Consider the following 18,110-nt stretch of genomic DNA (forward strand, 5'->3'; position numbering starts at 1 on the left):
CCATTTTTCGCTGCGCGAAAAATGGGGTACGTCCCCATTTTTTTCCGTCCCCATTTTTTCCGTCCCCGTTTTATTCTAGGCGGGAGCGGATGAAGTCGATGAAGCTGGTTAGCTTAGGCGTTGGCTGGCGGTCGCGCGGGTAGAGCAGGTGCATGGGGCGCGGGGTGGGCAGGTAGTCGTCCAGCACGCGCACCAGGCGGCCGGCGGCGATGTCTTGCGCCAGTGCTGTTTCGGCTTGCATGATCAGGCCAAAGCCTTTCAGCGCGGCCTGCTTCAGGGCGTAGCTGTTGTTGGCGCGCAGGCGGCTCACGGGAATGTGGCGGGCGTCCGGGTAGCCTTTCAGGCGCCAGCGTGCTTGCGGTACCCAGCCGCTGAATTCCAGGCATTCGTGCTGCGCCAGGTCGGACGGTACCTGCGGTACCCCGCGCCGTGCCAGGTATTCAGGCGAGCCGCAAATCACCACGCCATACGGCCGCAACGGCCGCGCCACCAGCGATGAATCTTCCAGCGTGCCGATGCGCACCGCGATGTCGAAACCTTCTTCCACCATGTCGATCATGCGGTCGTTCAGGTTAAGGTCCACGCTGACTTCGGGATGCATTCCAAGGTAGTCGGGCAGCATGGGGGCGAGCCATTCCATGCCGAACGAGACTGCGGTGGTGACCTTCAGGACGCCGCGCGGTGCGATGCGCATGGTTTCGGCCAGGCTTTCGGCGGCGTTGACCTGGGCCAGGATGGCGCGGCATTGCTCGGCATACTGGCGCCCGATCTCGGTCAATGACTGGCGCCGCGTGGTGCGGGTGAGCAGGGCGGCGCCGAGGCGTTGTTCCAGTTCGCGCACGTGCTTGCCGACCATGACGGCGGAAATGCCGAAACGCTCGGCCGCCGCCGTGAAGCTGCCGCTGTCGACGGCGGCCACGAAAATCTCCATGCTGCGCAACTTGTCCATTGCTAACCTTTGGTTTGTAATGATCTAAATGATATCTCATTTATTCCTGTGAAGACGGAGAGCATACTGGCTCCACTTCGTAACCCAACAGGAGAAATCAAATGAAGAAGATCATCGTTATCGGCGCATCGGGCACCATCGGCCGGGCCATCGTGGAACAACTCGGCCTGCGCCACGAAGTCATCAGCGTGGGCCGCAGCAGCGGCCAGTACCAGGTGAAGATCGAAGATCCAGCCTCGGTGCAGGCCTTGTTCGAAAAGGTCGGCAAGGTGGACGGCGTGGTGGTGGCTGCCGGCGACGCGCATTTCGGCGCGCTGCAGGAAATGACCGCCGAGCAGTTTTACATCGGCCTCAACTCCAAGCTGATGGGGCAGGTGAACGTGGCCCTGGCGGCGCAAAAGTACTTGAACGACGGCGGTTCGATCACGCTGACCAGCGGCAGCCTGTCGCATAACCCGATCCGCTACGGCACGAACGCCAGCACGGTCAATGCCGCCGTGGACGGCTTTGTGCTCGGCGCCGCCGTTGAGATGCCGCGCGGCTTGCGCATCAACTCCGTCAGCCCGACCCTGGTGGATGAGTCGGTCGATGTGTACGGCCCGTATTTCTACGGCATGGAAACGGTGCCAGTGAAACGTGCCGCCCTGGCCTACAGCCGCAGCGTGGAAGGCGCGGAAACCGGCAAAACCTACCGCGTGTGGTAATGCGCACGGTCCTGGTAATTGGCGGCACCGGCACCATCGGCCGCGCGGTGGCGCAGGAGCTGGGCCAGCGGCATCGCGTGCTGACCGCCGGCCGCACCAGCGGCGACTTCCGCGTCGCCATCGAAGATATCGCTTCCGTGCGTGCGCTGTTCGCGGCAGCGGGCAAGGTGGACGATGTGGTGGTGGCGGCCGGCGCGCTCCATGTCGGGCCGCTGGCGGAGATGACGCAGTCGCAATTCCTCGTCGGCGTGGCGTCGAAGCTGATGGGGCAGGTGAATGTGGCCTTGGTGGCGCAGCATGCCTTGAATGACGGCGGCTCCATCACGCTGACAAGCGGGGTGGATGCGCATAACCCGCTGCGCGGCTGCGCCAATACGGTCACGGTCAACAACGGCATCGAGGGCTTTGCACGCGGCGCGGCGGTGGAGCTGCAGCGCGGCCTGCGCATCAACGTCGTCAACCCCTCGCTGCTGGAGGAGTCGGCGGCCAGGTTCGAGGCGCTGTTCCATGGCTTTGAGACGGTGCCGGCGGCGCGGGTGGCGCGCGCGTACAGCCGTTGCGTGGAAGGCGCGGAAAACGGAAAAACTTACCGCGCCTGGTAGGCAGGGGCATACAATGTGGCCTTCCTTTTAACTGTAGAGAAAAGGCCACATGAAAAACCTCCTGACCCCGCTGGTGCTGGCGCTTGCCAGCGCCACCGCCTCCGCTGCGCCGGCCGATGTGGCCGAGCTGCAGAAGATGACCAAGCGCTACGCGCCGGTGCAACTGAAGGCCGATACGTCGCAGCTGTCGGCCGGCGACCGCCTGGCGATCAAGAAGCTGATCGAGGCGGCGAAGATCATCGATACCTTGCAGCTGCGCCAGCGCTGGTCCGGCAACGAGGCGCTGTACGCGGCGCTGCAGAAGGATAAGTCGGCCCTGGGCAAGGCGCGCGCCGATTACTTCTGGCTCAATAAGGGCCCGTGGTCGATCCTGGACGACAACAAGTCCTTCCTGCCGGCCGAAGTGGCGGGCATCAAGGTACCGGCGGCGAAACCGGCCGGGGCCAACTTCTATCCGGAAGGCGCCAGCAAGGAAGAGCTGGAGGCGTGGATTGGCGGCCTGCCGGCGGCGCAGAAGCAGGAGGCACAATGGTTCTTCACCACCATCCGCAAGGGCGATGACGGCAGGTTCAAGATCGTCAAATATTCGGAGGAGTACAAGCCGGAGCTGGAGAAGCTGGCCAAGCTGCTGAAGGAGGCGGCCGCCGCCACCGGCAACGCCTCGCTGAAGAAGTTCCTCGACCTGCGCGCCGACGCCTTCCTGTCCAACGACTACCTGCCGTCCGACTTCGCGTGGATGGACCTGGATTCGGTGGTCGACGTCACCATCGGCCCGTACGAAACTTACAACGACGAGCTGTTCGGCTACAAGGCCGCCTTCGAAGCCTACGTCAGCATCCGCGACGAGAAGGAAACGCGCAAGCTGGACTTCTTCGCCAAGCATATGCAGGAGCTGGAGGACAACCTGCCGGTCGATCCGCAATACCGCAACCCGAAAGTGGGCGCAGTGGCGCCGATGGTGGTGGTGAACCAGGTGTACGGCGCGGGCGACGGCAATATGGGCGTGCAGACCGCGGCCTACAACCTGCCGAACGATGAACGCATCATCAGCCAGCGCGGCTCCAAGCGCGTGATGCTGAAGAACGTGCAGGAAGAGAAATTCAAGGCCACGCTGACGCCGATCTCGAAGATCGTGCTGCGCCCGCAGGACCAGAAGGACCTGGACTTCAACTCCTTCTTCACCCACATCCTGGCGCACGAAATCACGCACGGCCTGGGTCCGCACAGCACCAAGGGCGGCTCCACGCCGCGCCAGGACCTGAAGGATGCCTATTCCACCATCGAGGAAGCGAAAGCCGACATGACCGGCCTGTTCGCGCTGATCTACATGATGGACAAGGGCCAGCTGAAGGATTCGCTGGGGCAGGGCGAGGCGGCGGAGCGCAAGCTGTTCACCACCTTCCTCGCGTCCGGCTTCCGCACGCTGCACTTCGGCCTGACTTCCTCGCACGCGCGCGGCATGGCGATCCAGATGAACTACCTGCTGGATAAAGGCGGCTTCGTGTCGCACGGCGACGGCACCTTCTCGGTCGACTTCAAGAAGATCAAACAGGCAGTCAGCGATCTTGACCGCGAGTTCCTCACCATCGAAGCCACCGGCGATTACGCGCGCGCCAAGGACATGATGGCGAAGTACGTGGTGATCCGCCCGGATGTGCAGAAGGCCTTGGACAAGATGAAGAAAGTACCGAACGATATCCGTCCTTCTTTCCCGACTGCCAACTCCTTGCTCGCAAAATAAAGTTGCCGACTAGCTCAGCCAATATTTTGTAACAGCCCCGAAACTCCGGTAACAGCTTGCCGCAAGGCATGTATAGTTGAAGCTAGTTACCGGAGTTTTCCATGAAGCTGAGCCTGCCCATCCTGCTATCCTTGTGTGCCGCGTCGGCCGGCGCTGCCCAGCTCACCGACATGGAAACGCGCTGGCTGCAGGCCGGTGCGCCGGTGCTGGCCTACGCCAAGCAGGAACTCAAACTCCCCATCGATATCATTGTGCAGCCGCAGGCCGGCCCGAACGACGTGCCGCTGGCCATGGGCTTTGTCGACGGCCGTTGCAAGCTGGTGTTTTCCATGCGCGGCAATCCGCAGGCGGAAGAAGTGCTGGCCGGCGTACCAGCGGCGCAACACAAGGTGTTGATCGAAGCGATGACCGCGCACGAAGTGGGCCATTGCTGGCGCCAGGCGCATGGCAGCTGGCACGCGGTGCCGGCCGGCTTCATTGAAGGTCCGCAGCAGCAACTGGCAAGCCCCGAGTTGCAGGCGCTGTCGAGGCAGATGCGCGATACGCGCCGCGAGGAAGCGTTCTCCGACCTGGTGGCCCTGGCCTGGACCCAGCGCGCCAACGCCGCGCATTACGCCCAGGTGCATGGCTGGCTGATGCAGGTGCGCCAGCCGGTGGCGCATGGCTCGCATAACACGCGTGCCTGGCTGCAACTGGCCAGCAATGGCGCAGTGTTCGATAGCGAACATAACCCTTTCGAACAGGCGCGCGTGCTGTGGGGTAAAGGCCTGCTGAAAGACGAGCAATAACCCGACTGTGTTCGGTCGCGCACAGAAGTTAGTCCCGGCAAGCGGTTTAATCGCCATGCCAACCATCCTAAAGGGGACTAACCATGAAGAAAATCCTGTGTATTTCGCTGGCTGCCCTGTTCAGCTCTTCGGTTGCCTTTGCGCAAACTGTCGATAACAACGCATACAAAGCCGCGAAGGATCGGGCCGAATCTGACTACAAGGCTGCCAAGGACCGCTGCAAGGAATTGAAAGGCAATGCCGAAGACGTCTGCAAGGAGGAAGCCAAAGTGGCGCAAGCCCGTGCAGAGTTGGACGCAACCATGCAGCACCACAACACGGCCAAGGACGTCGAGAAATCGCGCCGCAAGCTGGCCGATGCCGAGTATGACCTGGCCAAGGAGCGCTGCGACGATATGAGCGGTTCGGCCAAGTCGGCCTGCAAGAACGACGCCAAGTCCGCCCACAAGACGGCGCTGGCCAGCGTGAATACGCCTGCCACCAGCACCACCGCTGCCATTGCGCAGGATGCGCGCCAGGCGGGCACCAATGTGGCCGACACCGCGCGTGAGAAAACCGCCGACACCCGCACTGCCATGTCGGACACCATGATCACCACCAAGGTAAAGGCTGAAATGGCGGCAGATCCGCTGGTCAAGGCCATGGACGTCCACGTGGAAACCCAGAAGGGCATCGTGATGCTGAGCGGCTTTGTGCCATCCAAGGCTGAAGCTGACAAGGCAGTCGAACTGGCGCGCAAGGTGGAAGGCGTGCAGGAAGTGAAATCTTCCATCCAGGTCAAGAAATAACGGCGCTGGGCGCCACGGAAAAGCCGGCCACCTGCGCCGGCTTTTCTTTTTCTTGTTTTTATGACGATCATCATTTAAGATGATCTGCATGATAGCCCAGACCCTCTCCATGCGCCTGCAACGGCGCGGCATCCACTACGCGTGGATCATCGTTGCCTTGACCTTCCTCACGGGACTTACCTCGTCCGCCGCGCTCGGCTTGCCGGGCGCGCTGCTGCAGCCGATCAGCAAAGAGTTCGGCTGGGGCGTGGACCAGGTGTCGTCGGCACTGGCGGTGCGTTTTGCGCTGTTCGGGCTGATGGGACCCTTCGCCGCGATCCTGATGGAGCGCTTTGGCCTGCGCAATGTGATGGTGACGGCGCTCGGGCTGATTTGCGCCGGCTCGCTGCTGGCGCTGGGGATGGCTGAATTCTGGCAGCTGGTGCTGCTGTGGGGCGTGATGCTGGGCGTGGGCTCGGGCATGACGGCTCTGGTGCTGAGCGCAGTGGTTTCGACGCGCTGGTTCGAAACCCGGCGCGGCCTGGTGGTGGGCATGCTGACCGCCAGTTCGGCCACGGGGCAGCTGGTCTTCCTGCCGGTTGGCGCCTGGCTGGTGGAGCGCTTTGGCTGGCGCATGGCGGTGCTGCCGGTGCTGGTGGCCTGCGCGCTGGTGGCGCTGGTGGTGTTCGTGTTGATGCGTAACCGGCCGTCCGACCTTGGCCTGGCGCCTTTCGGTGCGAGCGCGCCTGCGCCGGCTGCGGGGGCGGCACCGGCTGCGGCGCTCAGCGCCGCCACGCCATTCCGCGTGCTGCGCGAAGCATCGCGCAGCGGCGTGTTCTGGCTGCTGGCGGGCAGCTTCTTCATCTGCGGCCTGAGTACGAATGGCCTGATCCAGACCCACTTCATTTCGCTGTGCGGCGACGCGGGCATGGGGCCGGTGCCGGCGGCGTCGGTGCTGGCGATGATGGGCGCGTTCGACCTGGTCGGCACCGTGCTCTCCGGCTGGCTGTCGGACCGCTACGACAACCGCAAGCTGCTGTTCTGGTATTACAGCCTGCGCGGCCTGTCGCTGCTGTGGCTTCCATATTCCGAATTCACCTTGTACGGACTGTCGCTGTTCGCCATGTTCTATGGCCTGGACTGGATCGCCACCGTGCCGCCGACGGTGCGCCTGGTGGCCACCACCTTCGGCAAGGAGAAGGCCGGCATGGTGTTCGGCTGGGTATTCGCCGCGCACCAGCTGGGCGCCGCGGTCGCCGCGTACGGCGCTGGCCAGGTGCGCACGCTGCTGCTGACCTATAACCCGGCCTTGTTTGCGGCCGGTGCGGCCTGCCTGGTGGCGGCGCTGATGGTGCTGGCGGTGCGCCTGCAGCCGGCGCGGGCGGCGGCGCCCGTGGGTACAAGTGCCGCGTAAAGCGGTGACGAGGTCGATGGAAGAACGCCTGGCGGCGGTGGAGCGGGAAAACGCCAGCCTTCGCAAACGCATGGCGCGCCAGAACGCGAGCTGGTTGTTCGGCGTGCTGGCGCTGGCAGCCGGGGTGGCAGTGGCGGGTGTGGCGGCGCAGGATGCGGTTTTCGGCAGCATCAAGGCGAAAGAGGTCGTGGTGGTGGATGACAATGGCACGGTGCGCGCACGGATCAGCGGCGGCGTGCCGGATGCGGTCATGGCCGGCGGCCGGCATGATCATCTACGATGCCGAGGGCATTGAGCGTGGCGGCTATGTCACCACCGATACCGAGGACAATGCGATGATAAGGCTCGACTCCAGGCACCGCATGGCCGCCATCCTGGTGGCCGGCCCGGACTGCGCCGATCAAAACGGATCGCGCATGACGGTGGCGGACAAGGAGGGCGTGAAATTCCAGCAGCCGGCCATTGCGGCGCTATCGCCCGCCAGCTGCGGCGAGTTCCGCAGGATCGAGAAAGAGGCGCCCGGCAGGCGCTGGTGTCAGAAGCGATTTTCCGACGCCGCCTGCCAGGCCTGCCTTGGCGGCAGTTAAGCCATTGCCAGGATGGCGAGGCTGATGCCGACGCCGGCGAACCAGGTCAGCGAGCGCAGCGTGGCCAGGTTGCTGATGTAGATGATGCTGTACAGCACGCGGATCAGGACGAAGGACATGGCCAGGATGTCGATGCGGTCCTGGTTCGCGTGGGCCTGCTGCGCCAGGATGACGGCGGCAATGAACAGCGGCAGCGCTTCAAAGCCGTTCAGGTGGGCGGCGTGGGCGCGCCGCATCCAGCCGGACTGGCGTCCCTCCCAGTCACGCGGGTGGGCATTGTCGTAGCGGTCCTTGCCTTTGAACGAAGCCACCTTCGGCGTCAGTTCCACCAAAATGGGCAGCAGGCAGGCTGCGGCGATACACCAGTTTGCAACCGTCATCTAGTACTTCTCCTTAGTTATTGAGGTATTTGGCGAGCCAGCCGTGAACCTCGTTGTAGAAGTAGCGGCTGTTCTCTCCCTTGAGGATCCAGTGGTTCTCGTCCGGGAATACTACCAGCTTGCTCGGCGTATTCAAACGCTGCTGCGCCGCGAAGTTCATCAGCGCGTTGTTGACCGGCACACGGTAATCGAGTTCGCCCACCGTGATCAGGATCGGCGTCTTGAAGCCGGTGCCCTTGGCATGGTTCCCGCCCTGCATGATCGGGCTTTGCTCGCGCCATACCGGCAGGTCGCTCCAGACCGGGCCGCCGCCGTTCACTTCGCGGCCGTAGATGCTGTCGCTGGTACCCCACTGCATGACCAGGTCCATCTCGCCGGCGTGCGACACGATAGCCTTGTAGCGCGTGGTGGTGGCCTGCAGCCAGTTGGCCAGGTGGCCGCCGTAGCTGGCGCCGCCGGCTGCCAGCTTGCTGCCGTCGATGAACGGGTACTTCCTGATCGCCTCGTCCACCGCCCAGTTGATCTCGTCGCCCGGGCCTTTCAGCGGGTCGTGCTGGATGGAGCGGGCGAATTCCTCGCCATAGCCGGTGGAGCCCTTGTAGTCGGTCAGCAGCACCACATAGCCTGGCTTGGCCAGCAGGTGGTAGTTCCAGCGCAGTACGAACTGGTCGCGCCACATATTTGCCGCGCCGCCGTGGATCACGGCGAACAGCGGATACTTCTTGTTCGGGTCGAAGCCGGCCGGCTTCACGATCATATTGTGGATCTGGCGGCCGTCCGGGGTCTTGAACCAGAAGTGCTCGGGCGCCTGCCAGTCGATGGCGGCAGCCTTGTCCACGTTGAAGGAAGTCAGGCGCTTGGGCACGCCGTTGAAGGAGTAGATCTCCGGCGGGTTGACGGCCGATTCCCATACGCCCACCAGCGCTTTGCCGCCGGCGTTCAGGGAGTTGATGGCGCCGTTCGGCAGCGATGGCTCTTCGCGCTTGTCGCCGCCGCTGTAGTTCATCGAATACACCTTCTCCAGGCCGGCGTGCTCGAAGGAGTAGTACACGCGCTTGCCGTCGGCCGGCAGGGCGATGCGCGAGATCGAGCGGTCCAGGTCCTGCGTCAGGATCTTCGGCTGCGCGCTAGTGAAGGGCCAGGCGAAGCTGGCCACGCGGGTCAGGTCGTACACCTTGTTCGGCGCTTCTTCTTCGGTCAGGGCGAACAGGGTTTTGCCGTCCGGGGCGAAGCGCAGGTCGTGGTAGCTGCGGCCGTCCCTGGTCAGCTGGGTTGGCTCGCCGCCGGCCAGCGGCACGCTGTAGATCTGCGTGAAGGTGGAGGCGCGCGCGGCTTCGTGGCGGTTGGTGGAGACGGCGAACACCACGCCTTTGCCGTCCGGCGTCCAGACCGCGTTCAGCGACTGGCCGTCGTCGCCCTGGCTGCCGCCGAAGCCCGGCAGATCGGCCAGCTTGCTGCCGGCCAGGATGTCGCGCGGCTTGGCGTCCGGCTGCGCATCCATCACGAACAGGCGCACCTTCTTGTCGTCCAGCCACTTGTCGAAGAAGCGCGGCGGGAAGGATTCGTAGGCGCGCGCGGTGTATTTGCGGTCCTTGCGTTCCTTGGCGGATTTCTTTACCGCTTCCTCATCGGCGTTGCCCGGGTAGATTTCGCTGACGAACAGGATCTGCTTGCCGTCCGGGCTCCATTTCGGCACGCGCGCGCCCAAGGTCAGGCTGGTCATGCGCTGCGCTTCGCCGCCGCTGGCCACGTCCAGGCGATAGATCTGCGGCGCGTCGTCGCCTTCGCGCTTGGCAGTAAACAGCAGGAAGCGGCTGTCGGGCGACCAGGCATGGGCCGATTCGCCGCCCTTGCTGAAGGTCAGGCGGCGCGGCGCGCTGTCGTCGACCAGCGACTTGATCCAGATGTCGGACCACTGTTCCTTGCTGTCGTAGGCCGGGTCGGTGACCGAGAACACGGCCCATTTGCCGTCCGGGCTCGGTTGCGGGGCGCCGACGCGCTTCATCAGCCACACGTCTTCGTGTGTGATGGCGCGCTTGGCCGGTTCGACGGCTGCGGCCTGGGCCAGGGTGGCGCTGATGCCCAGGATCAGCAGGGAGGTAAGCTTGGGCAGGAAGGTAGTTGCATTCATTGCACTGGCTTCGTTGAGTCAATGGAACCGGTCATGGTGCGGAAACGGGGCGCCCCTGTCAACGTGCTGTTACTTGCCTGTTACAAAGCGCGCGCGTGGTAGACTCGCGCCCCATGAATGCCATCCTCGCCCTCAAGCTGTTCCTCGTTCCCTCCCTGATTTATGCCGTAACGCTGGCTGGGCGGCGCTGGGGACCGGGCGTGGCGGGATGGTTGTCCGCCTTCCCTGTGGTGGCCGGTCCCATCCTGCTGGCCATCGCGCTGGAGCAGGGCGCGGCGTTCGCCGCGGCGGCGGCGGAGGGCACCCTGATGGCGGTGCTGGCCATTATCGTATTCAGCCTGTCCTATGCCTGGGCATCGGCGCGCTGGAACGTGGCGCGCGCCATGCCGGCCGCCCTGGCCGCGTGGGGGCTGGCCGTGGCAGGACTGCAGGCGGTGCGCCCGGCGCTGCCGCTGGCGGCCTTGCTGGTGGTCGCCGCGCTGCTGCTGGCGCCGCGCCTGTTCCCCTCATTGCCCGCCGCAGCGGCGGCGCCTGGCGCGCAGCCGCTGCCTGCGGCGCGCGCGCGCTTCGGCGGCGACCTGCCGTGGCGCATGCTGGCGGGCGCGCTGCTGGTGATGTCGGTGAGCGCGGCGGCGGCCGGGCTGGGGCCGCGCCTGAGCGGCTTCCTGGCCATGTTCCCGGTGATGGGCACGGTGCTGGTCGGCTTCACGCATGTGCAGTCGGGCCGCGCCAGCGCGGTGCAGCTGCTGCGCGGCACCATGCTGGGCTATTTCGCTTTCGCCGCCTTCTGCCTGTCCATCGCCTTGCTGCTGCGCGCGCAGCCGGTGCCGGTATCGTTCGGCGCCGCCTTTGTGTTCGCGCTGACTATCCAGCTGCTGGCGAAAGCCGCATCGTCAAAGCGCCCGGCGCCATGACGAAGCCGTGGTATTCGGCGCTGTCGCCTTCCACCGCCACCAGGTCGAATCGTCCCAGCATGCAGGCCATTGCCACCTTGATCTCCAGCAGCGACAGGTAGCGCCCCGGGCACAGGCGCGGGCCGGCGCCGAACGGCATGGCCAACTGGCGCGCCGGGCCGCCATCGAGCCAGCGCTGCGGGTCGAACGCCGCCGCATTGCGCAGTTTTGCTTCCGACACGCTGTCGTGGCGCAGCACGCACCAGACGATGCTGTCCTGCGGCAGCTGCACATCGCCCACCACGCAATCGCGGTTGGCCTGCAGCGGGATGAAGGGCGCGGGCGGTTTCAGGCGCATCGCCTCGTGTGCGCAGGCGTCGATGTACTCCAGCTGGTCCATCTGCTCGATGGTGAAAGCCGCCGCATCGGGCGCCACGCGCCGCACTTCCTCCTGCGCGCGGCGCAGCGCATCCGGATGGCGCGCCAGCAGCCAGGCCAGCCAGGCCAGCGCGCTGGACGTGGTGTCTTCGCCCGCCAGCAGCATGGTGCTGACATTGCCCACCACAGCGCCGTGGTCGATGCCGCTGCCTTCCTGGTCGGCGGCCGCCAGCATGGCTTCCAGCATATTCTGCGGGTGCGCCGCGCGCGCAGGCTCGTCGCGCATGCGCTGCCGCGCCTTGGCGATAAAGCCGTCGGTGGCCGCGCGCAAGGCTGCCACGGCCGCTTCCAGGCGGTGGTCGAACGGCAGCTTGACGTAGCGCCAGTACGGCACCGGCAGCAGCGAGCGGCGCGCCGTGCCTTCCATGATCAGCTCCAGCTGCTGCTGCACCACGTCGTCGCCGTGCTCGATGGTGTTGACTTCCTCGCCGAAGGCCAGGCCCGCCACCACGTCCACCGTAAAGCGCTTCAGGTCCGCGTTCAGGGCGATAGGGCGGCCCGCGCGCGCCGCTTGTTCCCAGCGCGCCTGCAGCCGCGCGCCGACGCGCGCCAGCAAGGGGAAGTAGGCCTTGATGGCGTGCGGCGCGAAGGCCTGCATCACCATCTTGCGCTGGTTGCGCCAGGCCGCGCCTTCGGCCAGGAAGACGCCGCGCTCGCCGCCCATCTCATCGGACACCTGCGCCGTCACGTCGGGCCGGCGGAAGCCGTCCGGGCGGTCGCGCAGGATGCCGCTGACCAGGGCGGCATCGGCCACCACCAGCGCCTGCTGGCGGCCTACGCGAAGGCGGAACAAGGGGCCGAAGCGGTGCACCATCGCCTCCACGTCGGCGTGCACCTTTTTCGGCCGCAGCTGCAGCGCGTTGCCAAGGAAGGGCAGGCCGGCGGGGCCGGGCAGGTTGGCGAGCTGGCGCAGGGCGCCGTTGTGCGGGGTGGTTGTCGTATCCATCAGCCCAGTATGCGCCGCCTCCGCCGCCCGGTCTTGAACATTTGCGACATCGCGCTACAATGCTGCGCATGTTGCCAGTAAGTCAATTCATCGTGCCGCGCCTGTCGCTCGCTTCCTGCGTGCGCGGCATTGTCGTGCGCAGCACGCTGGGCTGCGCGCTGCCGCCGGCACAGCGCCTGAACCGCTACCCGGCCACGCCGTTCCCTACCTTGTTCCTGCAGTTGGCCGGCGAGTCGAGCATGGCGGAACCGTTCGACCCGCAGCTGGTCTGCCCGGCCGGCGGCGTGCTGCTGTCGGGCGCCCGGGCGCGCCCCACGGCCACCGGCAATCCCGGACCGGCGCACTTCATGATGGTGCTGTTTTTCCCCGATGCGCTGCATAGCCTGACGGGCATCGACATGAACAGCATCGTCGACCAGTTCCTGCCGCTGGAGGGACTGCTGGACGCGCCATGGCAGGAGCTGGGCGCGCGCATGGTGGCCGCACCCGACGACACGGCGCGCGTGGCGCTGGTGGAGGATTTCCTGGAGCCGCGCTGGCGTGCGGCCCGTCCGGGCGGCGCTTTCGACGGCGTGGTGGGGGACTGGGTGCATCGCCTCGGCGCGCAGGCCGCTGCGGCCGGCATTGGCCGCAGCGCGCGCATGGTGGAGCGCCGCATCCGCGAATGGGCCGGGCAGCCGCTGCGCCGGCTGCGGCGCACTTATCGCGCCGAGCAATCGTTCATCGCGGCGCGCGACGCCGCCTTGAAAGGCAAGGTGTCGCTGGGCGACGTGGCGCAGATGGGCGGCTACGCCGACCAGGCGCACATGAGCCGCGAAGCGCGCGAGATCAGCGGCCTGAGTCCGGGCGAAATCCTGCGCCGCGCGCAGGACGACGAGACTTACTGGATTTACCGCATCTGGAGCTAGCCCGCTAGCGCGGCAGGTCGTAATCGTAGTCGGCCAGGATGCGGCGGTACGTGCCGTCGGCCTTCATCGATTCCAGCGCCGCCTTCCAGCGCGCCAGTTCGGCCGGCGGCACGTCGGGCGAGGCGGCCAGGTGGATCTCGGCGCGCCGCAGCACCGCCCCGCGCCGCAAGGCCGACACCGGCAGGTTCTCCGAAGCCTGGGCGCGTTTGATGCTGTTCCACACGCCGACCCAGGCGCTGATGCGGCCCACCGCCAGTTTGCGCGCATTCAGCCTTTCCTCCGCCACCGCCTCCAGCCGGTGCAGGCCCGCGCGCTCGGCAATATCGAAGCCCATGCCGCCGCGCAGGCCACCCACCGGTTGTTCGCGTACCGCGCCGACCGAGCTGATGTCCACGCCCGAGTCCTGGCGCGCCACCAGTACCACATCGTCTTCCAGCAACTTAATATGCCATTGGAAAAAGGCCTCGCGGCTGTCGTTGCGGCCCAGCGGCAGCAGCACCATGGGGCCGGCGCGCGCCGTCTCGATGGAGCGCGCCTGCGGCATCAGGTCGATCGGCCGCTGGTAGCCGACTCGGCGCGCCATCTCGGCCACCAGCACGCAACTGACGCCGCTGACGCCGCCGGCGGCGCTGCTTTTGGCCTCGCAGAAGCCGGGGATCATGCCCGCGACGATGCGCAGCACCTGCGCCTGGGCCGGCAATGCCAGGCACAGCGCCAGCAGCAGGATGAAGCGGCAGGAGGCAGCCATGCGTGGCTCCGGCTGGACAGTGGTTTGCTCCAGTGTGCGCCGGGCTGCCAGCCGCGTCAAGGCGCTATAATCGCTGCGACATGACAGATTTTGACGACGACGAACAGCTGATCCACGAGCTGGGCCTGGCGGCCCGCGGCATCCAGCTGGCAAAGCAGGAAGGCCGGGTATTCCTGCGCTTTACCGGCAGCGTGCAGCTGGACGGGCTGCACATCCCCTACGACCTGGTACCGCAGCAAGGCGTGCTGGCCAAGCCCTCCAAGTGGCGCAAGCTGGAACGCGACGGGCGCGCCGCACTGTTGCTGGAACGCGGCAGCGCGGCGGCGCAATCGGCCCTGCACGCCGACGTGGAAGCGTTCGCCGCCGAGCTGCGCGAGGAGTGCGACGACTACGGCATGAAGCCGATGGACTTCCTGCACGCGCTGGAAGACATGCAGTCGTCCGAGCCGGCCGGCGTGGTGTTCGACCGCATCCGCCAGCGCCTGGAACACGCGGTGGAGCGCCACCGCGAAGAGCGTCACGCCGAACGCACGCGCCAGAGCATCAACCTGGCTGAATACCCCGACACCTTTGAGGTGGCGCGCCGCCTGCCGCGCAAATTCATCGCCTACCTCGGCCCCACCAATTCCGGCAAGACGCACAAGGCGATGGAGGCGCTGGCCAAGGCGCGCAGCGGCGTCTACCTGGCGCCCCTGCGCCTGCTGGCGCTGGAGAATTACGAGCGCCTGCAGGCGGCCGATCCCGACCTGAAGGTGAGCCTGGTCACCGGCGAGGAGCGCCGCATCGAGGAGGGCGCCACCCACGTTGCCAGCACGGTGGAAATGCTGGACACCCGCACCCCGGTCGAGGTGGCGGTGATCGACGAGATCCAGATGCTGTCCGACCGCGACCGCGGCGCCGCCTGGACCGCCGCCGTGTGCGGCGCGCCGGCGCGCACCGTGTACCTGGTGGGCGCGGCGGAAGCGCGGCGCGCGGTGGAGGCGCTGGCGGAGCGGCTGGAATGCGAGCTTGAAGTGCATATCCTCAAGCGCAAGGCGCCGCTGTCGATGGAGCCGTCCGCCGTGCGCAAGCTCAAGGCGCTGCGCAAGGGCGATGCCGTGATCGCCTTCTCGCGCCGCGAAGTGCTGATGTGGCGCGACATGGTGACCGAGGCCGGGCTGTCGGTGGCGACCGTGTACGGCAACCTGTCGCCCGAAGTGCGGCGCGCCCAGGCGCAGCGCTTCCGCGACGGCCAGGCCGACGTGGTGGTGGGCACCGACGCCATCGCCATGGGCCTGAACCTGCCGATCCAGCGCGTGGTGATGACCACCACCGTCAAGTACAACGGCTACGAGGAAGAGGAAATCCCGGCTGCCCTGGCGCGCCAGATCGCCGGCCGGGCAGGGCGCTACGGCGTGCACGAGGAAGGCCACGTGGCGGGCTACGACGACGAGACGCACAACGTGATGCGTTCCCTGCTCAAGGAAAAGCTGCCGCCGCTGAAGGCCACCGGCTTCGCCGTGGCGCCGACGCTGGAGCACCTGCACCGCATCGCCGCCGTCACCGGCGAGGATTCGCTGGCACGGCTGCTGAAGCGCTTTGTGCACAATATCGACGTGCCGGACGGCTTCTTCTTCCCGCGCATCACCGAAGAGCAGTTCGAACGCGCCGAGTGGCTCGACACCCTGCCGCTGTCGGTGGCCGACAAGTTCACCCTGTCGCTGGTGCCGGTATCGTCGAACATCGTGTCGCTGCAGAAGGCCTGGGAGCACTGGTGCGTGTCGCTCTCGCGCCAGCGCGTGACGCGCCTGCACCCCGAGCAAAACCCTCTGCACTGGATGAATTTGCAGGAGGCCGAAGACGCCTGCCGCCTCTACTCGGCCTATGCCTGGCTGGGCTACCGCGTACCGGACTACTTCCCCGACGTGGCGCAGGCGCTGGAGCTGTCGCGCTCCGCCTCGGCCCGCGTCGACGCCATCCTGCAGGACCAGAACAGCGCCAACCGCCGCCGCCAGCAAGGCGGCTTCGGGCGGCGCAACGGAAGGCGCTAGCGCGCCGCCTGTTCGCCGTCGGCGGCCTGGCCTTCCGCAGGCATGCCGTTGGCGCACCCGTCGCCGAAGCGCACCAGCACCCGCAGGCCGCGCCCCGCGTCGCCGTCATGCAGGGTGATGCTTGCGCCATTGCGCTGCGCCGCCCGCTCCGCAATCGCCAGACCAAGCCCGCTGCCGGCCACCAGCTGGCCGGGAATCCGGTAGAAGCGCTCAAACACGCGCGTCCGCAGTTCCGGCGCAATGCCGGGACCCTGGTCGCACACCGCCAGCTCCGGACCCATCCCCGAGCGCGCGCGCAGCGACACCATGACGCGCCCGCCGTCCGGCGAATACTTCACCGCATTGCCGACCAGATTGTCCAGCAGCGCCACAATGCTCTCCCGGTGCAGCGGCATGACGCAGGCGGGCGGCGCCTCCAGTTCCAGCTCGATCGCGCGCTGCATCGCCAGCGGCGCCGCCTGCGCCAGGCGCTCGCGCAGCAAGCGCACCAGGTCGAGCGGCTGGTTGCCGCCATCGCCCGCATCATTGCGCGCCCGTTCCAGCGCTAGCAGCTGATGCACGGTATGCGTGGCGCGCGCCACGCCATGGCGCAAACCTTGGTCGGCCTCCTGCAGGCGCGCCGGATTGTCGCGATGGTTCAGCAGCAGGTGCGCATTGGCCTGGATCACCGAAAGCGGCGTTTTCAACTCATGCGCCGCGTCGGTCAGGAATTCCTTGTCGCGTTCAACGCGCTCGGTTAGCCGCTGCATCAGGCGGTTGACCGAAGCCGCCAGCGGCGACAGCTCGCGATAGCCGGACGGCGGCAGCGGCTGCAGGTCGCTGCCGGAGCGCTGCTCGATGGCGGCGACCATATCCTGCAATGGCCGCAAGCCGCGCCGCACGATCAGCCAGGCCGGCAGCAGCAGGAAGGGCAGGCTGTACACCAGCGGCGCCAGGTAGTACGCCGCGCCGGACCCGGTCAGCAGCCAGCTGGTGTCATGCATCGCATCGCGCCGCACGACCACTCCGCTGGCGGTGTCGCGCTCCGTAGCGACGGACCAGTTGCGCCCCAGCGCCGGGCTGTCCGGCCCCGGCAGGGCCAGCCCCGCCGGCAGCCCGCCCTCCGACTGGTAAATGCGTTCGCCGTGCAACCACACCTGCAGCATGGTCGGCTTGGGCCAGTAATCGACCTCGCGCAGCATTTCGCTGCGCAGCGTTTCCACCTGCCGCGCCACGCGCGCCGCTTCGGCCCGGTCGTGCGCTACCGAGCGCAGGTTGAGCAGGATCTGGCGCGCCCAGCCACGGTTTTCCGCCGCGGTATGGCGCGCATGCAGCACGGTCGCCTCGTACACCGCCAGGCCCACCACGCCCAGCCAGATGGCCAGCATCACCACCAGGAAGCCGCCCAGCAGGCGGCGGAACAATGAGCGCTGCGCGATCATGATGCGATCATGTAGCCGACGCCGCGCACCGTCCGTACGCGCTGCTCGCCGATCTTCTTGCGCAGGTTGGACATATGGACATCCAGCGACTGGCTGTCGCTGCCGGCCAGCGCCCGGTCCTCCAGTTCGCCGCGCGTCACCACGCGGTCGGGCGACTGCATCAACGCCAGCAGCAGCGCGTACTCGGTGGGCGACAGCCCAACGGCTTCGCCGCCGCAGCTGATGGTCTTGCGCCTTTCGTCCAGCGTCAGTGCGCCGCAGCTCCACACGCCGCTAGCGGCGGACGGGCCGTGCGTGCGCCGCAGCACTGCCCGCAGGCGCGCCAGCAGCTCCGCCATGTCGAACGGCTTGACCAGGTAGTCGTCGGCGCCGGTCGCAAAGCCCGCCAGGCGATCCTCCAGCGCGTCGCGCGCAGTGATCAGCACGACCGGCACCTGGTCGCCCCCGCCGCGCAGTTCGCCCAGCAGCGCCATGCCGTCGCCGTCCGGCAGGCCAAGGTCCAGTACCGCGGCCGCAAACGCGTCCGGCGCCAGCAGGCGGCGCGCATCGGCCGCCATGCGCACCCAGACGGCGTCGAAGCCGTCATCCAGCAGGACCGCTTGCAGCGCCCGCCCCAGCTCAAGATCGTCTTCTACGAGGAGGATTTTCATGGCGACAGAGTGT

General features: G+C 66.7%; 18 protein-coding genes. 11 read left to right on the top strand and 7 right to left on the bottom strand.

Going from position 1 to position 18,110, the window contains the following annotated elements; translation table 11 throughout:
• Window positions 1-70: 70 nt before the first annotated feature.
• Window positions 71-949 carry a LysR family transcriptional regulator gene (locus ACE3TQ_RS03510; protein ID WP_374580556.1) on the bottom strand — a complete coding sequence of 293 codons (879 nt, stop codon included), beginning with the start codon at window positions 947-949 and terminating at the stop codon, window positions 71-73.
• A 101-nt stretch (window positions 950-1,050) separates the two neighbouring features.
• Between ACE3TQ_RS03510 and ACE3TQ_RS03515 the strand changes: the two genes are divergently transcribed.
• From ACE3TQ_RS03515 to ACE3TQ_RS03550, 8 genes are all read left to right on the top strand, one after another.
• Complete coding sequence (locus ACE3TQ_RS03515) at window positions 1,051-1,653, top strand: short chain dehydrogenase (protein WP_374580557.1); 603 nt, start codon at window positions 1,051-1,053, stop codon at window positions 1,651-1,653.
• Window positions 1,653-2,255: a short chain dehydrogenase gene (locus ACE3TQ_RS03520; protein WP_374580558.1), complete on the top strand. Its 603-nt coding sequence runs from the start codon at window positions 1,653-1,655 to the stop codon at window positions 2,253-2,255. The genes ACE3TQ_RS03515 and ACE3TQ_RS03520 overlap by 1 nt, the downstream gene beginning before the upstream one ends.
• A gap of 49 nt (window positions 2,256-2,304) precedes the next feature.
• Window positions 2,305-3,996, top strand: a complete 1,692-nt coding sequence (locus ACE3TQ_RS03525) for a hypothetical protein (protein ID WP_374580559.1) — start codon at window positions 2,305-2,307, stop codon at window positions 3,994-3,996.
• Window positions 3,997-4,097: 101 nt separating this feature from the next.
• Entirely contained in the window at window positions 4,098-4,784 is a 687-nt protein-coding gene (locus ACE3TQ_RS03530; RefSeq protein WP_374580560.1) for a hypothetical protein, read from the top strand.
• Between the two features lie 83 nt (window positions 4,785-4,867).
• Entirely contained in the window at window positions 4,868-5,572 is a 705-nt protein-coding gene (locus ACE3TQ_RS03535; protein ID WP_374580562.1) for a BON domain-containing protein, read from the top strand.
• 88 nt (window positions 5,573-5,660) lie between these two features.
• On the top strand, window positions 5,661-6,965 hold the full coding sequence (locus ACE3TQ_RS03540) for an MFS transporter (RefSeq protein WP_374580563.1): 1,305 nt from the start codon (window positions 5,661-5,663) through the stop codon (window positions 6,963-6,965).
• A 16-nt stretch (window positions 6,966-6,981) separates the two neighbouring features.
• Window positions 6,982-7,260, top strand: coding sequence for a hypothetical protein (locus tag ACE3TQ_RS03545; RefSeq protein ID WP_374580564.1), 279 nt, complete (start codon window positions 6,982-6,984; stop codon window positions 7,258-7,260).
• Window positions 7,232-7,552 (top strand): hypothetical protein, encoded by a 321-nt coding sequence (locus ACE3TQ_RS03550; protein ID WP_374580565.1) that lies wholly within the window; start codon window positions 7,232-7,234, stop codon window positions 7,550-7,552. The genes ACE3TQ_RS03545 and ACE3TQ_RS03550 overlap by 29 nt, the downstream gene beginning before the upstream one ends.
• On the opposite strand, the gene ACE3TQ_RS03555 is transcribed toward ACE3TQ_RS03550, so the two are convergent.
• Entirely contained in the window at window positions 7,549-7,932 is a 384-nt protein-coding gene (locus tag ACE3TQ_RS03555; RefSeq protein ID WP_374580567.1) for an MAPEG family protein, read from the bottom strand. The two genes, ACE3TQ_RS03550 and ACE3TQ_RS03555, sit on opposite strands and share 4 nt — an antisense overlap.
• A 13-nt stretch (window positions 7,933-7,945) precedes the next feature.
• A complete protein-coding gene (locus ACE3TQ_RS03560) occupies window positions 7,946-10,063 on the bottom strand; it encodes a prolyl oligopeptidase family serine peptidase (protein WP_374580568.1) in 2,118 nt (705 codons plus the stop codon).
• A 113-nt stretch (window positions 10,064-10,176) separates the two neighbouring features.
• Between ACE3TQ_RS03560 and ACE3TQ_RS03565 the strand changes: the two genes are divergently transcribed.
• Entirely contained in the window at window positions 10,177-10,977 is an 801-nt protein-coding gene (locus tag ACE3TQ_RS03565; RefSeq protein WP_374580569.1) for a hypothetical protein, read from the top strand.
• On the opposite strand, the gene ACE3TQ_RS03570 is transcribed toward ACE3TQ_RS03565, so the two are convergent.
• Entirely contained in the window at window positions 10,928-12,340 is a 1,413-nt protein-coding gene (locus ACE3TQ_RS03570) for a cytochrome P450 (protein ID WP_374580570.1), read from the bottom strand. The two genes, ACE3TQ_RS03565 and ACE3TQ_RS03570, sit on opposite strands and share 50 nt — an antisense overlap.
• 68 nt (window positions 12,341-12,408) lie before the next feature.
• Between ACE3TQ_RS03570 and ACE3TQ_RS03575 the strand changes: the two genes are divergently transcribed.
• Window positions 12,409-13,248, top strand: coding sequence for a helix-turn-helix domain-containing protein (locus ACE3TQ_RS03575; protein ID WP_374580571.1), 840 nt, complete (start codon window positions 12,409-12,411; stop codon window positions 13,246-13,248).
• A 4-nt stretch (window positions 13,249-13,252) separates the two neighbouring features.
• Here ACE3TQ_RS03575 and ACE3TQ_RS03580 read toward each other — a convergent pair whose 3' ends face one another.
• Entirely contained in the window at window positions 13,253-13,996 is a 744-nt protein-coding gene (locus tag ACE3TQ_RS03580; RefSeq protein ID WP_374580572.1) for a substrate-binding periplasmic protein, read from the bottom strand.
• A gap of 80 nt (window positions 13,997-14,076) precedes the next feature.
• Between ACE3TQ_RS03580 and ACE3TQ_RS03585 the strand changes: the two genes are divergently transcribed.
• Window positions 14,077-16,026 carry a helicase-related protein gene (locus tag ACE3TQ_RS03585; protein WP_374580573.1) on the top strand — a complete coding sequence of 650 codons (1,950 nt, stop codon included), beginning with the start codon at window positions 14,077-14,079 and terminating at the stop codon, window positions 16,024-16,026.
• Here ACE3TQ_RS03585 and ACE3TQ_RS03590 read toward each other — a convergent pair.
• Window positions 16,023-17,447: a sensor histidine kinase gene (locus ACE3TQ_RS03590; protein WP_374580574.1), complete on the bottom strand. Its 1,425-nt coding sequence runs from the start codon at window positions 17,445-17,447 to the stop codon at window positions 16,023-16,025. The two genes, ACE3TQ_RS03585 and ACE3TQ_RS03590, sit on opposite strands and share 4 nt — an antisense overlap.
• The gene (locus ACE3TQ_RS03595; RefSeq protein ID WP_374580575.1) at window positions 17,444-18,097 is read right to left on the bottom strand and encodes a response regulator transcription factor; all 654 of its coding nucleotides are present in this window, start codon (window positions 18,095-18,097) and stop codon (window positions 17,444-17,446) included. Before ACE3TQ_RS03595 ends, ACE3TQ_RS03590 begins: the two co-directional genes overlap by 4 nt.
• Between the last annotated feature and the right edge of the window lie 13 nt (window positions 18,098-18,110).

This window comes from Pseudoduganella sp. (assembly GCF_041914865.1).
GTDB lineage: Bacteria > Pseudomonadota > Gammaproteobacteria > Burkholderiales > Burkholderiaceae_D > Rugamonas.